The organism is Candidatus Zixiibacteriota bacterium, from assembly GCA_036480375.1.
In the GTDB taxonomy this organism is placed as follows: Bacteria; Zixibacteria; MSB-5A5; order GN15; family JAAZOE01; genus JAZGGI01.
Map to the genome: position 1 here is coordinate 71,868 of JAZGGI010000050.1, position 16,103 is coordinate 87,970.

13 protein-coding genes and 1 pseudogene are annotated in these 16,103 nt (G+C 43.5%); 12 read left to right on the forward strand and 2 right to left on the reverse strand.

Features of this window, described 5'->3' with window-relative positions:
- The 6 genes and pseudogenes from V3V99_15080 to V3V99_15105 all read left to right on the forward strand — a co-directional run bounded on the left by V3V99_15080 (position 1) and on the right by V3V99_15105 (position 7,545).
- Positions 1-1,902, forward strand: a complete 1,902-nt coding sequence (locus V3V99_15080; protein MEE9443986.1) for a DUF3857 domain-containing protein — start codon at positions 1-3, stop codon at positions 1,900-1,902.
- Between the two features lie 67 nt (positions 1,903-1,969).
- Positions 1,970-2,745 (forward strand): annotated as a pseudogene (locus V3V99_15085) (exodeoxyribonuclease III).
- Positions 2,746-2,839: 94 nt separating this feature from the next.
- The gene (locus V3V99_15090; GenBank protein ID MEE9443987.1) at positions 2,840-3,577 is read left to right on the forward strand and encodes a lysophospholipid acyltransferase family protein; all 738 of its coding nucleotides are present in this window, start codon (positions 2,840-2,842) and stop codon (positions 3,575-3,577) included.
- A gap of 2 nt (positions 3,578-3,579) precedes the next feature.
- Positions 3,580-4,383, forward strand: coding sequence for a glycyl-radical enzyme activating protein (locus tag V3V99_15095; protein ID MEE9443988.1), 804 nt, complete (start codon positions 3,580-3,582; stop codon positions 4,381-4,383).
- Positions 4,384-4,389: 6 nt separating this feature from the next.
- The gene (gene hypD, locus V3V99_15100; protein ID MEE9443989.1) at positions 4,390-6,753 is read left to right on the forward strand and encodes a trans-4-hydroxy-L-proline dehydratase; all 2,364 of its coding nucleotides are present in this window, start codon (positions 4,390-4,392) and stop codon (positions 6,751-6,753) included.
- Positions 6,754-6,789: 36 nt separating this feature from the next.
- Positions 6,790-7,545, forward strand: a complete 756-nt coding sequence (locus tag V3V99_15105; GenBank protein MEE9443990.1) for a 3-oxoacyl-ACP reductase family protein — start codon at positions 6,790-6,792, stop codon at positions 7,543-7,545.
- Here the strand turns inward: V3V99_15105 and V3V99_15110 are convergent.
- Positions 7,534-8,769, reverse strand: coding sequence for a sodium:proton antiporter (locus V3V99_15110; GenBank protein MEE9443991.1), 1,236 nt, complete (start codon positions 8,767-8,769; stop codon positions 7,534-7,536). The genes V3V99_15105 and V3V99_15110 overlap by 12 nt on opposite strands.
- A 762-nt stretch (positions 8,770-9,531) precedes the next feature.
- Between V3V99_15110 and V3V99_15115 the strand changes: the two genes are divergently transcribed.
- Both V3V99_15115 and V3V99_15120 read left to right on the forward strand, forming a co-directional pair.
- Complete coding sequence (locus V3V99_15115) at positions 9,532-10,194, forward strand: hypothetical protein (protein ID MEE9443992.1); 663 nt, start codon at positions 9,532-9,534, stop codon at positions 10,192-10,194.
- A 121-nt stretch (positions 10,195-10,315) separates the two neighbouring features.
- Positions 10,316-11,059 carry a hypothetical protein gene (locus V3V99_15120; protein ID MEE9443993.1) on the forward strand — a complete coding sequence of 248 codons (744 nt, stop codon included), beginning with the start codon at positions 10,316-10,318 and terminating at the stop codon, positions 11,057-11,059.
- 160 nt (positions 11,060-11,219) lie between these two features.
- Here the strand turns inward: V3V99_15120 and V3V99_15125 are convergent, their stop codons facing one another.
- Positions 11,220-12,062, reverse strand: coding sequence for an aminotransferase class IV (locus V3V99_15125; GenBank protein ID MEE9443994.1), 843 nt, complete (start codon positions 12,060-12,062; stop codon positions 11,220-11,222).
- A gap of 112 nt (positions 12,063-12,174) precedes the next feature.
- Between V3V99_15125 and V3V99_15130 the strand changes: the two genes are divergently transcribed.
- From V3V99_15130 to V3V99_15145, 4 genes are all read left to right on the forward strand, one after another.
- A complete protein-coding gene (locus V3V99_15130) occupies positions 12,175-13,398 on the forward strand; it encodes a DUF401 family protein (GenBank protein ID MEE9443995.1) in 1,224 nt (407 codons plus the stop codon).
- A 198-nt stretch (positions 13,399-13,596) separates the two neighbouring features.
- On the forward strand, positions 13,597-14,199 hold the full coding sequence (locus V3V99_15135; GenBank protein ID MEE9443996.1) for a sigma-70 family RNA polymerase sigma factor: 603 nt from the start codon (positions 13,597-13,599) through the stop codon (positions 14,197-14,199).
- A 25-nt stretch (positions 14,200-14,224) separates the two neighbouring features.
- Positions 14,225-14,812 carry a hypothetical protein gene (locus V3V99_15140; protein ID MEE9443997.1) on the forward strand — a complete coding sequence of 196 codons (588 nt, stop codon included), beginning with the start codon at positions 14,225-14,227 and terminating at the stop codon, positions 14,810-14,812.
- 29 nt (positions 14,813-14,841) lie between these two features.
- Complete coding sequence (locus V3V99_15145; protein MEE9443998.1) at positions 14,842-16,026, forward strand: S1C family serine protease; 1,185 nt, start codon at positions 14,842-14,844, stop codon at positions 16,024-16,026.
- Positions 16,027-16,103: the final 77 nt, after the last annotated feature.

The following is a 16,103-nucleotide window of genomic DNA, read 5'->3' on the forward strand; positions in this document are numbered from 1 at the left end:
GTGGCCACAGGCAGCAAATCAAAGGTGCAGATTACTCTCTCGTTGCTATTTTTGAATATCATGTTTTTCAGCGTGGTTAATGCCGGTGACGCTGAGAAAGATATATCCGAGTACGGCGCATATTATGAATATATAATAAATGATCGCGCTGTATCGGGATGGGGTTTCACTGAAATAGGAAAAGTTAAAATCATGGTCATAAATCCGCGGGGAGATGATTATTCCTATATTAGCCTGAGTGAGAATAAGTATGATAAATTAAAGAGTGTTGAAATTTTAGCATATGACAAAGAGGGAAAAGAAATTTTAAAGAAAAATAAAAAGGATATGACAAAGTATTGCGGGTTCGGGGAATATGCCGGCTATAAAGACATTTGCTATTATACTTTCGATGTCGATGTTCCCGGATATCCGTATACAATCGAGTATGAATATAAGAAAGAATCTTCATCGTTATTTTCTCTCCGGGGAGGAATTTATTTTCAACATAAGATTCCTGTGAATCATTTTAAATATTCTGTCTCGATCCCGGGCAACGGATTCATCAGTTACAAGACCTACGGGCTGGAGCTTGAGCCGATTGCCGGTCGAGACCCAAGTGGAACGTTTGCCTATATCTGGGAAAAACGAGACATCCCGGCTTATGATGATTTGGATTATATCCCAGCGGGATATGGCCCGGGCGGGCGCGTAGCGATTTCACCGAATAGATTCAAGCTGGAAAAATACGAGTTTTCCGGAACTGATTGGCGGAGTATCGGGCAATGGTATTATGAATTATCCTGGGATAAATATTCATTTTCGAGTTCGCCCTCTGCCAAACAAATAGATTCGAATAGGAAAGAAATCATAAAAAATATCTATGAAGAGATCACTCGCGATATTCGATATGTATTAATTAGCATTGGTATCGGAGGTTGGCAGCCGCATGAGGCCGCTTCGGTTGAGAAGAACGCATATGGCGACTGCAAAGATATGTCAACTCTATTAATCTCCCGTCTCCGAGAGGTCGGGATTGAGGCGTATCCCGCTCTGGTGCTTACTCGAAATAAGGGTGTCACCGATGTCGATTTTCCCAATTTTGGGTTCAATCATGTTATTACGGTGGCTATCGTTGGCAACGACACTCTCTGGATGGACCCCACCTGCCGCCTGTGTCCTTTCGGGGAACTGCCATATCAGGATGAAGGTATAAATGCTTTGGTTGCGACCAATAACGGCGGAGAATTGTGGAGAACTTCGGTGAGTTTGGCTGAGAAAAATACGACGACTCGCATGATGCGGATCAACATTGAAAAAGATTTGACTGCTACAATCATAACAAATATATCAATAGTCGGCGCTTATGCGCGCTACCTGCGCGGTAATATTTTACGCTATGACGCCGATGAAACGCGCCGGTTTATCAATAATATGTTTCCGGGGGCGGAGAAAAGGTTCAGGGTTAAATCTTATGAATTTAAAAATCTCGAGGATATTTCAAAACCATTGGAAATCATAATTAAGGCTCGTACTGCGAAGAAACTGGATAAAATAGGCAAGAAAATATATTGCCCTTCGCTCATATTTGGCCAACTTTCGGGATTCGAAAAAGTCGATATGGAAGATCGCGAATATCCAATCAATCTATTTTATCCCGATATGGAAAAAGATTCGATAATTATAACCTGGGATAAGGTTTTTGATCTCGAATCGATTTCCACGCCTCCGTCCGACAACGTGTCTTTTTCTTTTGGCGGATATCGTTTGAATTCGGAATCTGGTGATAGTTTGGTGGCCGTCAATTTTGAAAAATCCTGCGAAGCGTATATGATTAAAATCGATGAATTTACTGATTATGCCTTTTATATTGATAAATTAAAAAACATATACAAACAATATGTTAAGCTAAAATTGAAATAGTCTCGTATTTTATTTTAATTTCGTGAGCAATTGCGAAGATATTATTTTCTTAAGGAATAATTCGATTTTGCAGACCTACAGGATAATTTCATGGAATATTAACGGCATTCGGGCGATTGAACGCAAAAATGCCCTCGATTGGTTTTTGGAAGAAAGGCCCGATATATTATGTCTGCAAGAAACTAAGGCGCAGGAAGAACAAGTCCCCGAGAAATTAAGATTTATCGAAGGATATCATACTTATTTTGAATCGGCCGAACGCAAAGGGTACAGCGGCGTCGGTTTGTATTCGAAAGAAAAACCAAAGAAAATCGAGACTAAAATCGGAATTGAAAAATTCGACCGTGAGGGAAGAATTATCTCGGCGGATTTTGGGAAATTCATTCTTTTCAATGTTTATTTTCCCAACGGAAAAGCGTCAAAAGAACGGCTGCAATACAAGCTTGATTTTTATGAGGCCTTTCTGGAGTATATTAATCCATTAAAAGATAAAGGCGAGAAGCTGATTATTTGCGGTGATGTGAATACGGCCCATAAAGCAATAGATTTGGCTCGCCCCAAAGAAAACCAAAATGTCTCCGGATTTTTGCCGATTGAGCGCGCCTGGATTGATAAGTTGCTGGAAAGCGGATATATTGATACTCTTCGCCTGTTTGACGACCGACCGGGATATTATATACCTGGTGGGACTATAAAACCCGCGCCCGGGACAGGAATGTCGGCTGGAGAATTGATTACTTTTTTGCAAGCGAGAATCTGAAGAATAATCTCCAATCGGCCTTTATCCTGCCGGATATATTTGGCTCCGATCATTGCCCCCTGGGTATCGAAATAAAAATTTGATAACCGTCCAAAATAACCGTTTGCAAAATTGAATTTTTGCTTATAATTGGTACCTGACTAGTACGGATAACGTAAAATCATCGAGTTTGTAAACATGATTTTCAGGAAAGACCCATTCGGCCATTATTTGATAATTAAGCGGTTAGTATTGCGCTCAATCGGTATAATTTCATATCTGACGCTGCGGTTTTTAAATAAGCTGCGCATTGAAGGAGCCGAGAACCTGGAAAATCTGGGCAAGCACGGAATTTTAATAGTATCCAATCATCAAACCTATTTTGCCGACGTGGTGGGAATTTATCATGTCATCAGCCGTAAGCGATCGGCTTTTTCAAATGGAATCAAAAATCCGCTGTATCTTTTGGCTCCCATGCTCAACTGCTATTTTATAGCAGCTGAGGAGACAATGAAATCGGGATGGATTCCGAAAATTGTCTCATACGCCGGTTCGATATCGATCCGCCGTATCTGGCGGGATAAGGATAAGGATGTCAAACGCCAGGTCCGTTTTACGGATATTACCAATATCGGAATGGCTCTCAAGGACGGTTGGGTAATCACTTTCCCGCAGGGGACAACCAAACCAAACGCGCCGGGCCGAAGAGGCGTGACGTATATCATAAAAAAATTCAATCCGATTGTCGTGCCGGTGGTTATTGACGGATTTCAAAACGCTTTTCACCGCAAGAAATTAAGATTAAACAAACTTGGCAGCCGCGTAACCATCAAATTCAAACCGCCGCTGGAGTTTAACGCGAATGAGGGATCCAATGAGATGCTATCAAAAATCATGAATGCCATTGAGCAAAGTGCGGCACCCGAAGGCGCATAATAATGACGGGACTTATTATTGATATAAAAAAATTCGCGATCCATGACGGTCCCGGAATCCGGACAACGGTTTTTTTCAAGGGCTGTTCTCTCAGCTGCCAATGGTGTCATAATCCCGAAAGCCGCCGGAATGAAATCGAGACTATCTGCGTCAAAATCAGAAAAGGTCAATCCGTTAAAGATCAAAAAGAAAAAAAAGAAATTTTCGGGCGGCGAGTGACGGTTGAAGAGATCATGGATGAAATCTCAAAAGACAAAATCTTCTACGAACAATCCGGAGGCGGAGTGACTTTTTCAGGCGGCGAACCGATGATGCAGGTTGATTTTTTATGCGAGCTGCTGAAAACCTGTAAAAATGAAGAATATCATACGGTAGTTGATACATCGGGGTATGCGCCTACCGAAGATTTTGATAAAGTTCACACACTCACGGATTTGTTTTTATTTGATCTTAAATTGATTGATGAAAAAGAGCATAAAAAATATGTCGGTGTGTCGAATAAATTAATTCTCGAAAATATCACGCAATTATTGAAGTGGGGCAATATCGTCGTTCCCCGCATTCCCTTGATTCCGGATATCACCGATACCGAAACAAATCTTCAAAATACCGCAGATTTTTTGGCAGAATTAAAAACAATTCAAAATGTCTCTCTTTTGCCGTATAATAAATTGGCGGAAGACAAACGGCAAAAATTCAGCATGGAGCAACGACTCGGCAAGCTGGATTCTCAGACGAAAGAGGAATTGAATCAGATTGCCGGTATTTTTGAAAGACGCGGATTTCAAGTTTCAATCGGAGGATAACGAGCTGTGAATGAACGCATAGCCGGATTGAGAAAAGAAAGTCTTGAAGCAGTTCCGACAATTTCATTGGAGCGGGCGCGGTTGCTTACCGAATTTTATCAATCCGGAAAAGTTGAAAAAGTATCGATACCGGTCGCCCGTGCGATGGCATTTGATTATATCCTCAGTCATAAGGAAATTTGTATTAATGACGGCGAGCTTATCGTTGGGGAGCGCGGCCCGGCTCCCAAAGCCACTCCGACTTATCCTGAAATATGCACTCATACGGTAAAAGATTTTGAGATCCTTGATACTCGCGAGAAAGTTTGGTTCCGGGCATCGGATGAAGTCAAAAAAATTCAAGAAAATGAGATTATTCCGTTTTGGTCGAGCAGATCCATCCGCGACAGAATTTTTGAATCTATCGATGAGGACTGGAAAAACACCTATGACGCGGGCATCTTTACCGAGTTTCAGGAACAGCGCGCACCGGGGCATACGGTATTGGATGACAAAATATACAAAAAAGGATTTTTGGATTTTATCAAAGATATCGAGTTGAGTTTAGAGAGACTTGATTTTGATAACGACCCTGAAGCTTCAAATAAAAAAGAACAATTAGCGGCGATGAAAATCGCCTCCGAAGCAATAATTCGTTTTGCCGAACGATATGCCGCAAAGCTGGAAGAATTATTAAATTCAGAACGGGATGAAAAACGCAAGGCGGAATTTTTTGAGATGGCCCGGATTTGCCGGAAAGTCCCGGCCCAGAAACCGGATACTCTCTGGGAAGCGATGCAGTATTACTGGTTTGTGCATTTAGGTGTTATAACCGAGCTTAATACGTGGGATTCGTTTAATCCGGGTCGGTTGGATCAGCATCTCATGCCATTTTATAAAGAAGATATTGAATCGGGCCGCATGACTGAAGAAAAAGCTCACGAACTTTTGCAATCATTCTGGATAAAATTCAATAATCAACCTGCCCCTCCCAAAGTGGGCGTTACCGCTCAGGAAAGCAATACTTACACCGATTTTTGCCTGATAAACCTGGGCGGAGTTACCAAAGCCGGAGAAGACGCCGTCAATGATATGACATATATGCTTCTGGATACAATCGAAGAGATGCGTCTGCTTCAGCCCGGCTCGATGGTTCAGATAAGCAAAAAAAGTCCGGATAAGCTCGTTAAACGAGCATTGAAAATTATTAAAACCGGATACGGCCAGCCGTCGCTTTTCAATACCGACGCGATAATTCCGGAAATGCTTCGGCAGGGGAAGGAGATTGAGGATGCCCGCTGCGGCGGAGCCAGCGGGTGTGTCGAAACCGGGGCTTTCGGAAAAGAAAGCTATATTCTCACCGGGTATTTTAACCTTACCAAAGTCCTGGAAGTTACATTGCATAACGGTATCGATCCTGGCACGGGAAAGAAAATCGGGATCGAATCAGGGGATGTCTCGAAGTTTGAGTCGTTTGATAAATTCTATGGCGCCTTCGAAAAACAACTAAAACACTTTATCGATGTCAAAGTCAAAGGTAATCTAATAATTGAAAAATTGTGGGCTGAGATTTTGCCCGCGCCGTTTATGTCAGTTCTGATTGATGATTGTATTGCCAACGGTAAGGATTACAACTCGGGCGGGGCGCGATACAATACGTCTTATATCCAGGGCGTCGGCCTTGGAACAGTCACCGATTGTATGTCGTCGATTAAGTATCATGTATTCGATCAAAAAGTTATTTTACTCTCTGAGTTTATTGACATACTGAAAAATAACTTTGAAGGCTCAGAGGAATTTCATGACAGGCTTCTGAATGATACGCCAAAATATGGCAATGATGATGATTATGCCGATGATATCATGCGACGGGTGTTTGAAAGTTATTTTAGAATGATTGACGGACGACCCAATTTCAAGGGCGGCTTTCATCGCATTAATCTGCTTCCGACGACATGTCATGTTTATTTCGGGAGCGTTGTTGGCGCGACTCCGGACGGCCGCATTGCGGGCGTGCCCCTTTCCGAAGGAGTATCTCCGGTTCAGGGGGCCGACCGGCATGGCCCAACGGCGGTATTGAAATCGGCGTCGAAGATTGATCATCTTCGAACCGGCGGGACGCTATTGAATCAAAAATTCACGCCGCAGATTTTTGAAAGCCAGGATGCCGTGGAAAAGATCATGCATTTGATTCGCTCGTATTTTAAGATGGACGGTCATCATATTCAGTTCAATGTTATCAGCGCACTGACTCTCCGCAAGGCTCAAAAGGAACCGGAAAACTATAAAGATTTGATCGTTCGCGTAGCGGGGTACAGCGATTATTTTGTCGATCTGGGCGAGGATTTGCAAAACGAGATTATCCGGCGGACCGAACAATGCGCTGTTTGATATTAATTCTTCAAATTTCTATCGGGGGAGATGCTTATGATTTCACTTGAGGGAAAAACTGCTCTGGTAACCGGAGGATCGCGCGGTATCGGCCGGGCAATAGTTATTATATTTGCCAAGGCGGGATGCGATGTAATCGTTAATTACCGAACCGATAAATCATCAGCCGACAGCGTTTGCGAAGAAGCTATATCCCACGGTGTCAAGGCGATTTCAATCAGGGCCGATGTGAGCGATAAAGCGCAAGTGGATGAAATGATTGCCGAGACTATTAAATCATTCGGAAAGATCGATGTTCTGGTCAATAACGCCGGTATCTGGGAGGAAAATCCGATTGACACCATGAGCGAAGAAGGCCTGCGGAGAACAATCGACACGAATCTCCTCGGATGTTTTTTCCCAACGATGGCAGTCGCGGCACAGATGAAAAAACAAAAATCGGGTTCAATTATTTTTATCTCATCGACGGCGGGACAGCGAGGCGAAGCGTTTTGTTCGCCGTATGCCGCTACCAAAAGCGCTCTTATTGGAATTACCAAATCGTTGGCTCCGGAACTGGCCGAATATAATATCCGCGTCAACTGCGTCGCTCCCGGTTGGGTCGATACCGACATGACCAAACCGACGATGAATTCACCAGAGGCGGAAAGAGTACTGAATATGATTCCGCTCCATCGCATCGGAACTCCCGAAGAACTGGCCGGGCCGGTTTTGTTCATTGCTTCGGATATGGCAAGCTTTATTACCGGCGAAGTGTTGAATGTTAATGGCGGTGCGGTTTTATGCGGGTGATTCTTCTGGCGTGATAATTCTTTTGATAGTCAATCCCTGCACCAATATCGAAAAAACGACGACGACATAAGTTATCGAAACAATCAAATCGCGAGATGCTCCGGCCGGGAGAGACAATGCCAATGCGATCGATATGCCTCCGCGGAGGCCTCCCCAGGTCAAAATCAGAGTCGCGTTGCGAGTGAACTGACGCCGGAATTTAAATAACGATATAGTTGACCAAACGCTAAAAAAGCGAGCCCCCAGAGTCAGAGGAATTGCTATTAATCCGATCAACAGGAAGTCAACCGTGAAAGCCAGTACCAGAACTTCAAGGCCGATCCAGACAAATAAGATGGCGTTGAGGATTTCGTCGATTAACTCCCAGAATTTATCCAGATGGTCGCGGGTAGTTTCCGACATGGCTAACCGCCGGCCATAATTGCCGATTAATAATCCGGCGACAACGATGGCAATCGGTCCGGATGTATGTAGTTGCGCCGCGAGGGCGTAACCTCCGCATACGAGAGCGAGTGTGATTAAAATTTCGACGGCATAATCATCGACTTTGCTGAGCATCCGGTAGGCCGCCAGTCCGATACCGAGTCCGAAAACTACTCCGCCGATTGCTTCTTCAACGAAAAGTAATATCGCGTCTCCAAATGACGTCGATTCTCCGGCGGCGATTCCGACCAGGACGGTAAAGATGACAACGCCGACGCCGTCGTTGAAAAGCGATTCTCCGGCGATTTTTGTTTCCAGAGTCTTAGGGGCGTTAATTGTCTTCAAAATCGACAAGACCGCTACCGGATCGGTCGGGGCGATGAGAGCTCCGAAGACGAGGCAGATTATATAGGGGAACGACAGCCCGAATAATTGCAAAACATAGTAGATCGCGGTGCCGACGATAAATGTCGTCATGAACACTCCGACGGTAGCCAGAACGCTGACGACCGATTTTTGTTTGGCAAGATCGTTGATGTTTATCTTAATCGCACCGGCGAAAAGCAGGAAACTGAGCATGCCCTTCATCAGAGTCTCGCCGAAATCGACACTTTTTACCAATTCTTCAGCGGGTTGTAGAATCTCGACGCCGACAATATCGAGGCCGATAATTCCCAGCGACATGCCCAATCCGATGACCATCAGACCGATGGTTGAAGGCAATTTGATAAATCTATAATTGATATAACTCGCCAGAGCCGCTATGGTGATAAAGATGGAAAATATAATAAAGATATTCATGTGCGTTTTTTCTGCCTATTGTTTGCAATTATATCAGAGTGAATTATACGGAATAAGATATTTTGTGACAACCGTAAACTTTTGAAGGAAATCATGTTGTCGTAAACAATCAGCTTTTTCATAATTGGGTGAATTCCGGGAGATGATTCGGTTTTAATAATCTGTAATATTCCCCAAAATCCGTGAGCTTTGTTAAATGTATTTGTGCGTTGCGGGTGTCCAGAGGTTGTCCCCCATGCAATCTGATGTGAAAATGGGTTTGTTTCCTCAGATTAACGTTTTGGGTCATATCAACAGGCGAAAGCCTGTTTTCAGCTGTCGCGTAGATGACCTACCGTCGGTTCACCGCTTCGCTAAGGAACCGATGGCACAGAGAGCAACTTCCAAAAATGGGTTTGTTTCCTCAGATTAACGTTTTGGGTCATATCAATCCGGTGGTGATTACGACAGGCGAGGGCCTGTTTTTTGCAGGGACGACTCTCGAGTTGTCCTGAAATTGCAAATACTCGCAAACGCGGGCTCGTCGCGACGAGCCCCTACTGGTGATTGCTTAATTGTTATATGTTTCATGTTACATATAGCGATGATTTCGGAAAATGCGGTGGGTTGGTTGGATATTTGCAAATGCTCTAAGCGGGACGATGGGACGGGCCACCGGTCTAAAAATATGTTGACATTATTATATTTGTGTGGTTGATTGGTGAAGGCAATTGAGGTGTGAAATACATAATATTAACTTCAAATGAGAAAGCGAGAAAATGAATGACTGTAGAAGATAGTATAAAAAGTCGGATAAAAGATTTAATAGAAAAAGGTCAATCTCTAAAAATAGGCAACGAAAACGGTCAAGTTAGGTCGGATGACCATGAGGCTCAATGTATGGGTTGGATTACTACTGCTTTGCATATTATCCAAGTCGTAATAATTAAGCCGGATAGCGCTTACAGAACTCAAGCTTCAAAAATAGCCCCAAATGGCGGTTCGCTTGTGGCTAATAATGCTGTCGGTGCAATAACAGCTCTTTTGGAAAATTTGCTAAAGGATATTGAATTGGGTATGCTGACCTCAATTGACAATCGTATTCACGCAGGAATTTACGATGATTTTTTGGATCACGCAGAAGATTATTTGAAAAAAAACATGAAGAACGAATCGGGCGTTATTGCAGGTGTTGTTTTTGAAGATAGTATCCGCAAATTATGCAGGAGCAACGCAATCGTTGAAAAAGATGAAAAAGTGGATGCATTGATTTCTGAATTACAAAAAATGGATATATTTTCTCCAGTAAAAGCCAAAAGAGCTCGTGTTGCTGGTCACGTTAGGACTAAGGCAACTCATGCCCAGTGGGATGAATTTGATATCGATGATGTAAAAGCAACGATAGATTTTACAAAAAATATGTTAAGTGAACATTTGGATAACTGACCAGTGGTCTGGTACTCGCAACAAGTTGTGGGACACCAGCCAAGCTGAATAATGTCGATTATTTAAGAAAACACTGTAATCCGAAATGGATGATTTCTAAAATAGTCAAGGAGAATGCAAAATGTCATATCAACGCGTTTTGGATAATTTTAATGATAACTTATCATCGATTAAGAAGTTACTGAAATTTGATGAATATGTGATAGATGTTCCTATAAGAAAATTGGAGCAGCATAAAGAGTTTCTTAAGAAGCATAAATTGGATACCTCATTTTATTCCGTTGATGATACAATTAATTCATTAAAACAGATTAGGCAGAATAAATCGCTAAAAACCTATTATAACGTTATGTATAATCAGTGCGTTGTGCTTCTCGTATCTTATTTCAGTGAATCAATAAAACGAATATTTGAAGTATGCATTAATGAAAGTATGGGGAATAAAAATTTTGAATATTTGAATAAAGAAGAAATTAAAGTATCAATTAGGGACCTTTATGAGATTAATAAGAAAGAACATATTTCATTGGGAGAGCTACTAATTAGACATAAGGATATTAAGTTTCAGGATATGAAAAGCATTTACAGGGCATTTAATAATTATACAGACACTAAGATAATGCGAGACAGCATAGTTGATGATATAATATTGGGCCAGGCAGCACGCCATATAATTGTACATTCGGGAGGCAAGATTGATAATAAATTTCTATCGCAAATTTCATCCGCCGACAAAAGAAATTTAAAGACTTGCGAATTTAATGAAGGCGATATAATTGAATTTACACCAGAAGAAATTGAATTATTGAGCAGTTCAATGGTGACTTATATAAAACGTATAATTGAAGGTATTTCCGATAATTAATAAATAGCGAGTAAGTAGGGCGGCATCCCTGCGATGTTGACATTTGATCTTTTATCCCGCCAGGTGGGATGGCAGGAGCCCTTTGGGCTCATTCCCTACGGCTCAACAATAACGACAACTCGAGAGTTGTCGCTACACTGGTATGGGAACAGGCAATCAATCACCCCGTAAATTCCGCTTTCAATTCATCAAATAAAAATCTCGCGGTGGGGCCGGGGGGGAATTTATGTGTCCGACCGTTCAGCTTCAATTCCACCACCGGCCAGACGAGTTTGAACGAAGAAGTCGTGAATATTTCATCAGCGGATGATAATTTTTTTGGTGTTAGAGATTTCTCGTGGCAAGGTATACCATGGAGTTTCGCCAGGCGCAAAATTTCACTCCGCATTATTCCCGGCAAAGCTCCGCTCGATACCGGCGGAGTAAACATTTGCCCGTTTTTGACCATGAAAATATTGGCCGATCCGGTTTCGCTAATGTGCCCGCGCTGATTTATTATAATCCCCTGGTCATATCCGCTCTCAACCGCCTGCCGCTGGCTCATCCATTCGGTCATATAATTTAAGGTCTTGACTCCCTGTAGAGGATTGGCGGTCGTGATTCTCATCGGGGAAAGCATCAGTTTTTGTTTCTTGAACTGCAGTCGATGTCCGGTCACAATCACGATTGATTTCGGTTTTGGTTTGCTCCCTGGCCACATCTGCGAGTACCCCTGCGTCAATAACACTTTTGTCTTCTTAACTTTATCCGGATGATTTCTCGCCGCCCGGCGCAGAGTTGATTTGATTCGTTTGCGGTTGTAGCGAAGATTGTCCAGCCCCAGGCGTTTGATGCCCATCTCCATTCGGTCGAGATGTTCATCAAGGAGAATTAAACGATCGTCAACGGCGAGGATCGATTCAAACAGGCCGATGCCGCAATGCAGGGTATAATCAAAAACCGATACGGCGGCCTTGCGGTAATCAACTTTTTTATCATCAATATAAACGACAGTCTGGGGCATCTAATTCTCTCCAATGTTCAAACAGAAAACCAGCATAACCGCATAAAAATAAATTGTCAATAACTATTACGAATGATTGACAGCAAACGAAAACAAGCCTATTTTCCGCCCCATGACCGTACTGAAACTGCTCCTCGTTCTGGCCGTCATCATATACGGCATCAAACGCAAGTTTTTCGTCGGGTATCTGTTATGCGGCGTGGGAATTGCCCTGCCGTTTCTATTCGGCTACGGCCCGACGGATGTATTGAAAACTCTTTACGGAACAGCTTCGTCGTTTGATTTCTGGCGGCTTTTTGCCGCGATTGCAATAGTAACATTTCTCGGTAATCTTCTAAAAACAACCGGCTCGTTCGACCGCCTGACCGACGCGGCTCAGCATCTGGCCGGGGGGAAGAGGACGGCGACGGCGATTTTGCCCGCTTCAATCGGGATGATGCCAATGCCGGCAGGAGCGTTATTGTCGGCGCCCCTGGTTAAGGAAGTTCTCAAAGACGATAATCTCAAACCGGAATTTCTCTCGGCGACCAATTACTGGTACCGCCATGTCATGGAATTTTTCTGGCCGCTCTATCCGGGAATTATTCTCGGGGCCGGGTTATGCGGGATCTCCCAGCAGATTTTTTCGGCCCTGGGAATAATAAATACTCTATTCATGATCACCATCGGGATATTCCTATTCCTGCTGAAAATCCCCAATAACTGCAATCATTCGACGAGAAATATCAAATCAATTTTCCGCATCGCATATTCTATCTGGCCATTGTTTCTGGCGGTTATCCTGACAATGGCATTGGAAATCGATATCGTGCTGTCATTGCTCTCCGCGACGATTTTGACAATGATTATCAATCGCCCATCTTGGGCAAAAATAATCGAGATGCTCAAAAAGGCGTTGACGTTTCGCCTGTTCTTCATGGTCTTTGGAATTCTCGTTTTCAAAGATATGCTTGAGCTTTCCGGAGCCGTGGCCGATATGCCGGCCGAAGTTGCCCGATTTGGTATCCATCCCGCCTTTATAATTTTTTCCGTGACATTCCTCGCCGGGCTCATGTCGGGCATGGTCGCCCTCTACGTTGGACTCTGTTTCCCGATCCTGTCAGGCTTTCTATACGATCCCGTTATAAATCTCAACAATATTTATCTGACTTATCTCAGCGGCTATCTGGGCATAATATTATCACCGACCCATTTTTGCCTGCTTTTGACTTCGGAGTATTTCAAAGCCGATCTCGGTAGAGTTTATCGCAAATTTGTGCCCGGGATAATTCTTTTGGCGATGTTCGGATTTTTGCTTTACTGGCTCGGTTATCCATGGGATTTGCTTGCGGAATAGGCCTGTGCAAAATTTGAACAGACAGCTGGCAATCATTTTGCTAATTATGACTAAAGAGAAATATATAAAGTAATTCTTTAGATTGATTTAGAACTTGTTTAACGGCATAAAGTTATTATAATAAAATGTGCGCCGAAGATATTTTTATTGGAACTTTGAACCTGTAAAAATGTAATATTTATTGAACGCGGGAGAATTATGGAAAAGGAAACGGCAAAAGATCTGGACCATCGCCTGTTTCGACAAGTTCAAAAAGGCGATATGGTAGCATTCAACGAGTTGGTTAATCGTTACAAAGACCGGCTGATGAATGTTATCGGACGAATGCGCATCAGCCGGGAAGGGACTGAAGATATAATTCAGGAGGCGTTTTTGCGGGTTTATCAGCACAGAGAGAGATTTGATTTTAAGCATTGTTTTTCAACCTGGCTTTATACTATTGCTTTAAATCTTGCCCGTAACGAATTGCGTAAGAAAAAGAAATATAAATATGTCGATATCTTCGATATGCAGAACAAAGAAGTGGATGTATCGGTCGAGCCCGAAATACCCTCGAATCTTGGGCCGATCCTGGAAAGCGCGATTAAAACGTTACCGGAAAAATACAAAACCGCTTTTATGCTTCGAGATATCGAGGAAATGTCCTATGACGAAGTGGCCCGGGTATTATCGGTTCCTCTGGGAACCGTTAAATCGCGAGTGAATCGGGCCCGGTCAATATTGCGTGATAAGCTTAAACCGAGAATGGAGGAACGGAATGCGCTGTCGAAAGGTACGCTCCTTCCTGTCAATTTATTGTAAAGGAGAAACCGCACCGGATGTAAAGATGCAAATAGAACAGCATCTGGAGGGTTGCGGATCCTGTCGCCGTGAGGCGGATATATATAAGTCACTTAACAAGGCGGTTATGGGTCTTCCTGATATAGAAACATCGGAAGAGTTTAATGCCAGATTATTCCAGAAGATAGGCCGGGAAGGTTTTGCCGAAGCAAGATCAAAAGCCTATTTACCGGGCCGAATACCGCGCGTTGATTTTATAAGGCTGGCAACTTATGCCGCCACGGCGGTAATCGTTATCGGATTGGGTTTGGGCATAGCGATGTCAGATAAGCTCTTCTCTCCATCATCTCCCCGGATGATGTCATCAATTGAGACTCTAAAGGATGATAATTTGTATTTGACGGTTCAACCGGTCGATAATCCGCTATTGAATGAAAAGAAAAGCGTTTCTGAGGTAGTCCGGCAATACAATCGTTTCCGGGAATATTCACGAGCTTTGAGAGCCAGCTCCGGATCCGAACTGTTTTCCGGGCAAACCCCCGGAATTACGATGACATCAACTCAATCCACCCCCTTGGGCGCCAACGGATTCAGGGTTCGACCGGTAATCAAAAATTATCTGGTTATTCCCTGATAATTGAAAAGGGGTAATGGAGCATTAAATTGATAAATTGTGTTGCGATAACAAAAACCGCCAGATCATCGGCGGTTTTTTTTTCCATACTAAGTCTGATAATTGCCGCCTCGGTTCAGGCTCAAACGCTGGAAAGCCTCGATTTTGAAATCGCTCAAATTATCGATCGGGTTTCTCCGGCCGTTGTAACAATTGAGGCTCGTTCGCAGGATAGCAATACACCGTTATTTCCTTTGAAAAATAACAACAATTTATCCAACCCGGTGCGGGCCGTGGTTGGCAGCGGCGTTATAATCGATTCCAGCGGTCATATTATGACGGTTTTGTCTCTGGTAGACGGTTTCGATTATTTTTATGTCCTCATTGACGATGCGAAAATTACGGCCGAATTGGTGGGAACTGATCGTCGTCTAAACCTGGCGGTTTTAAAAATCGATACGGATATCCTGCCCAGAATAGAGTTATCGCCCTACCCACCCTTTGCGGGCAGATTGGCCCTGGCTTTCGGCCGATCCCTGGGGGGGACCGGTTATCCTGCTCTGGGAATTATCGCCGGTAGGCAAAACGACGGCAGTTTCCTGATGTCAGGTTCAATCATGCCTGGAATTATCGGAGGAGGGGTTTTTGGTTTATCGGGGCGCCTTATAGGGTTGATTACTTCGGGCGGATCAATCGGCCAATACAGCTCCGAACAAATGATGGGCGGTATATTAATGCTTCCGGCAGGCGCCGCTTTAACAGCGGCTGAGCGAATCATTTTATATGGTGACAGAGAAGCCGGTTACCTCGGTTTGAAAACCACCGCCATTGAAATGGTAGACGAAACAGGTCAGGTCAGGGGGGAGGCGGTCGTGGTGTCTGCGGTCGATGCGGGGTCACCCGCACACAGGGCCGGTATCAGTACGGGCGATATTATTACTCATTTCGCGAATTATCCAATAACTAACGATCGGGAATTACAGCGTCTCGCCGCCCGTTGGGGAGTGGACAGCACCGTGAATATAGAATATATCCGCAGCGGGAATGAATTATCAATGACATTAACCTTAAGTTCTTATATGCCCGATATGTATGAAAAACAATCTGATCCAACCAATAAAGATATTATTACAGCTTTCAAAATTCAGAACAGAATCGATTCCCTGCGAATCGAAATGAGCCGCCTTCAAACCCAGCTTGATAAATTGATAAGTCGTTTTAGCTCCTCGCGTTAAAGTTTATCTTGCCTTTAGAATCTATCCGGTTTAGTTTACTTAACTATGGATTTGAGACTGAATAAAAGGCAATTAAC

Excerpts from the sequence above, each read along its gene's own strand:
- V3V99_15125 (MEE9443994.1), bottom strand. The coding sequence starts at position 12,062 with ATGCCCCAGACTGTCGTTTATATTGATGATAAAAAAGTTGATTACCGC.
- V3V99_15105 (MEE9443990.1), top strand. The coding sequence starts at position 6,790 with ATGATTTCACTTGAGGGAAAAACTGCTCTGGTAACCGGAGGATCGCGC.
- V3V99_15095 (MEE9443988.1), top strand. The coding sequence starts at position 3,580 with ATGACGGGACTTATTATTGATATAAAAAAATTCGCGATCCATGACGGT.
- V3V99_15135 (MEE9443996.1), top strand. The coding sequence starts at position 13,597 with ATGGAAAAGGAAACGGCAAAAGATCTGGACCATCGCCTGTTTCGACAA.
- V3V99_15110 (MEE9443991.1), bottom strand. The coding sequence starts at position 8,769 with ATGAATATCTTTATTATATTTTCCATCTTTATCACCATAGCGGCTCTG.
- V3V99_15130 (MEE9443995.1), top strand. The coding sequence starts at position 12,175 with ATGACCGTACTGAAACTGCTCCTCGTTCTGGCCGTCATCATATACGGC.
- V3V99_15120 (MEE9443993.1), top strand. The coding sequence starts at position 10,316 with ATGTCATATCAACGCGTTTTGGATAATTTTAATGATAACTTATCATCG.
- V3V99_15115 (MEE9443992.1), top strand. The coding sequence starts at position 9,532 with ATGACTGTAGAAGATAGTATAAAAAGTCGGATAAAAGATTTAATAGAA.
- V3V99_15090 (MEE9443987.1), top strand. The coding sequence starts at position 2,840 with ATGATTTTCAGGAAAGACCCATTCGGCCATTATTTGATAATTAAGCGG.
- V3V99_15140 (MEE9443997.1), top strand. The coding sequence starts at position 14,225 with ATGCAAATAGAACAGCATCTGGAGGGTTGCGGATCCTGTCGCCGTGAG.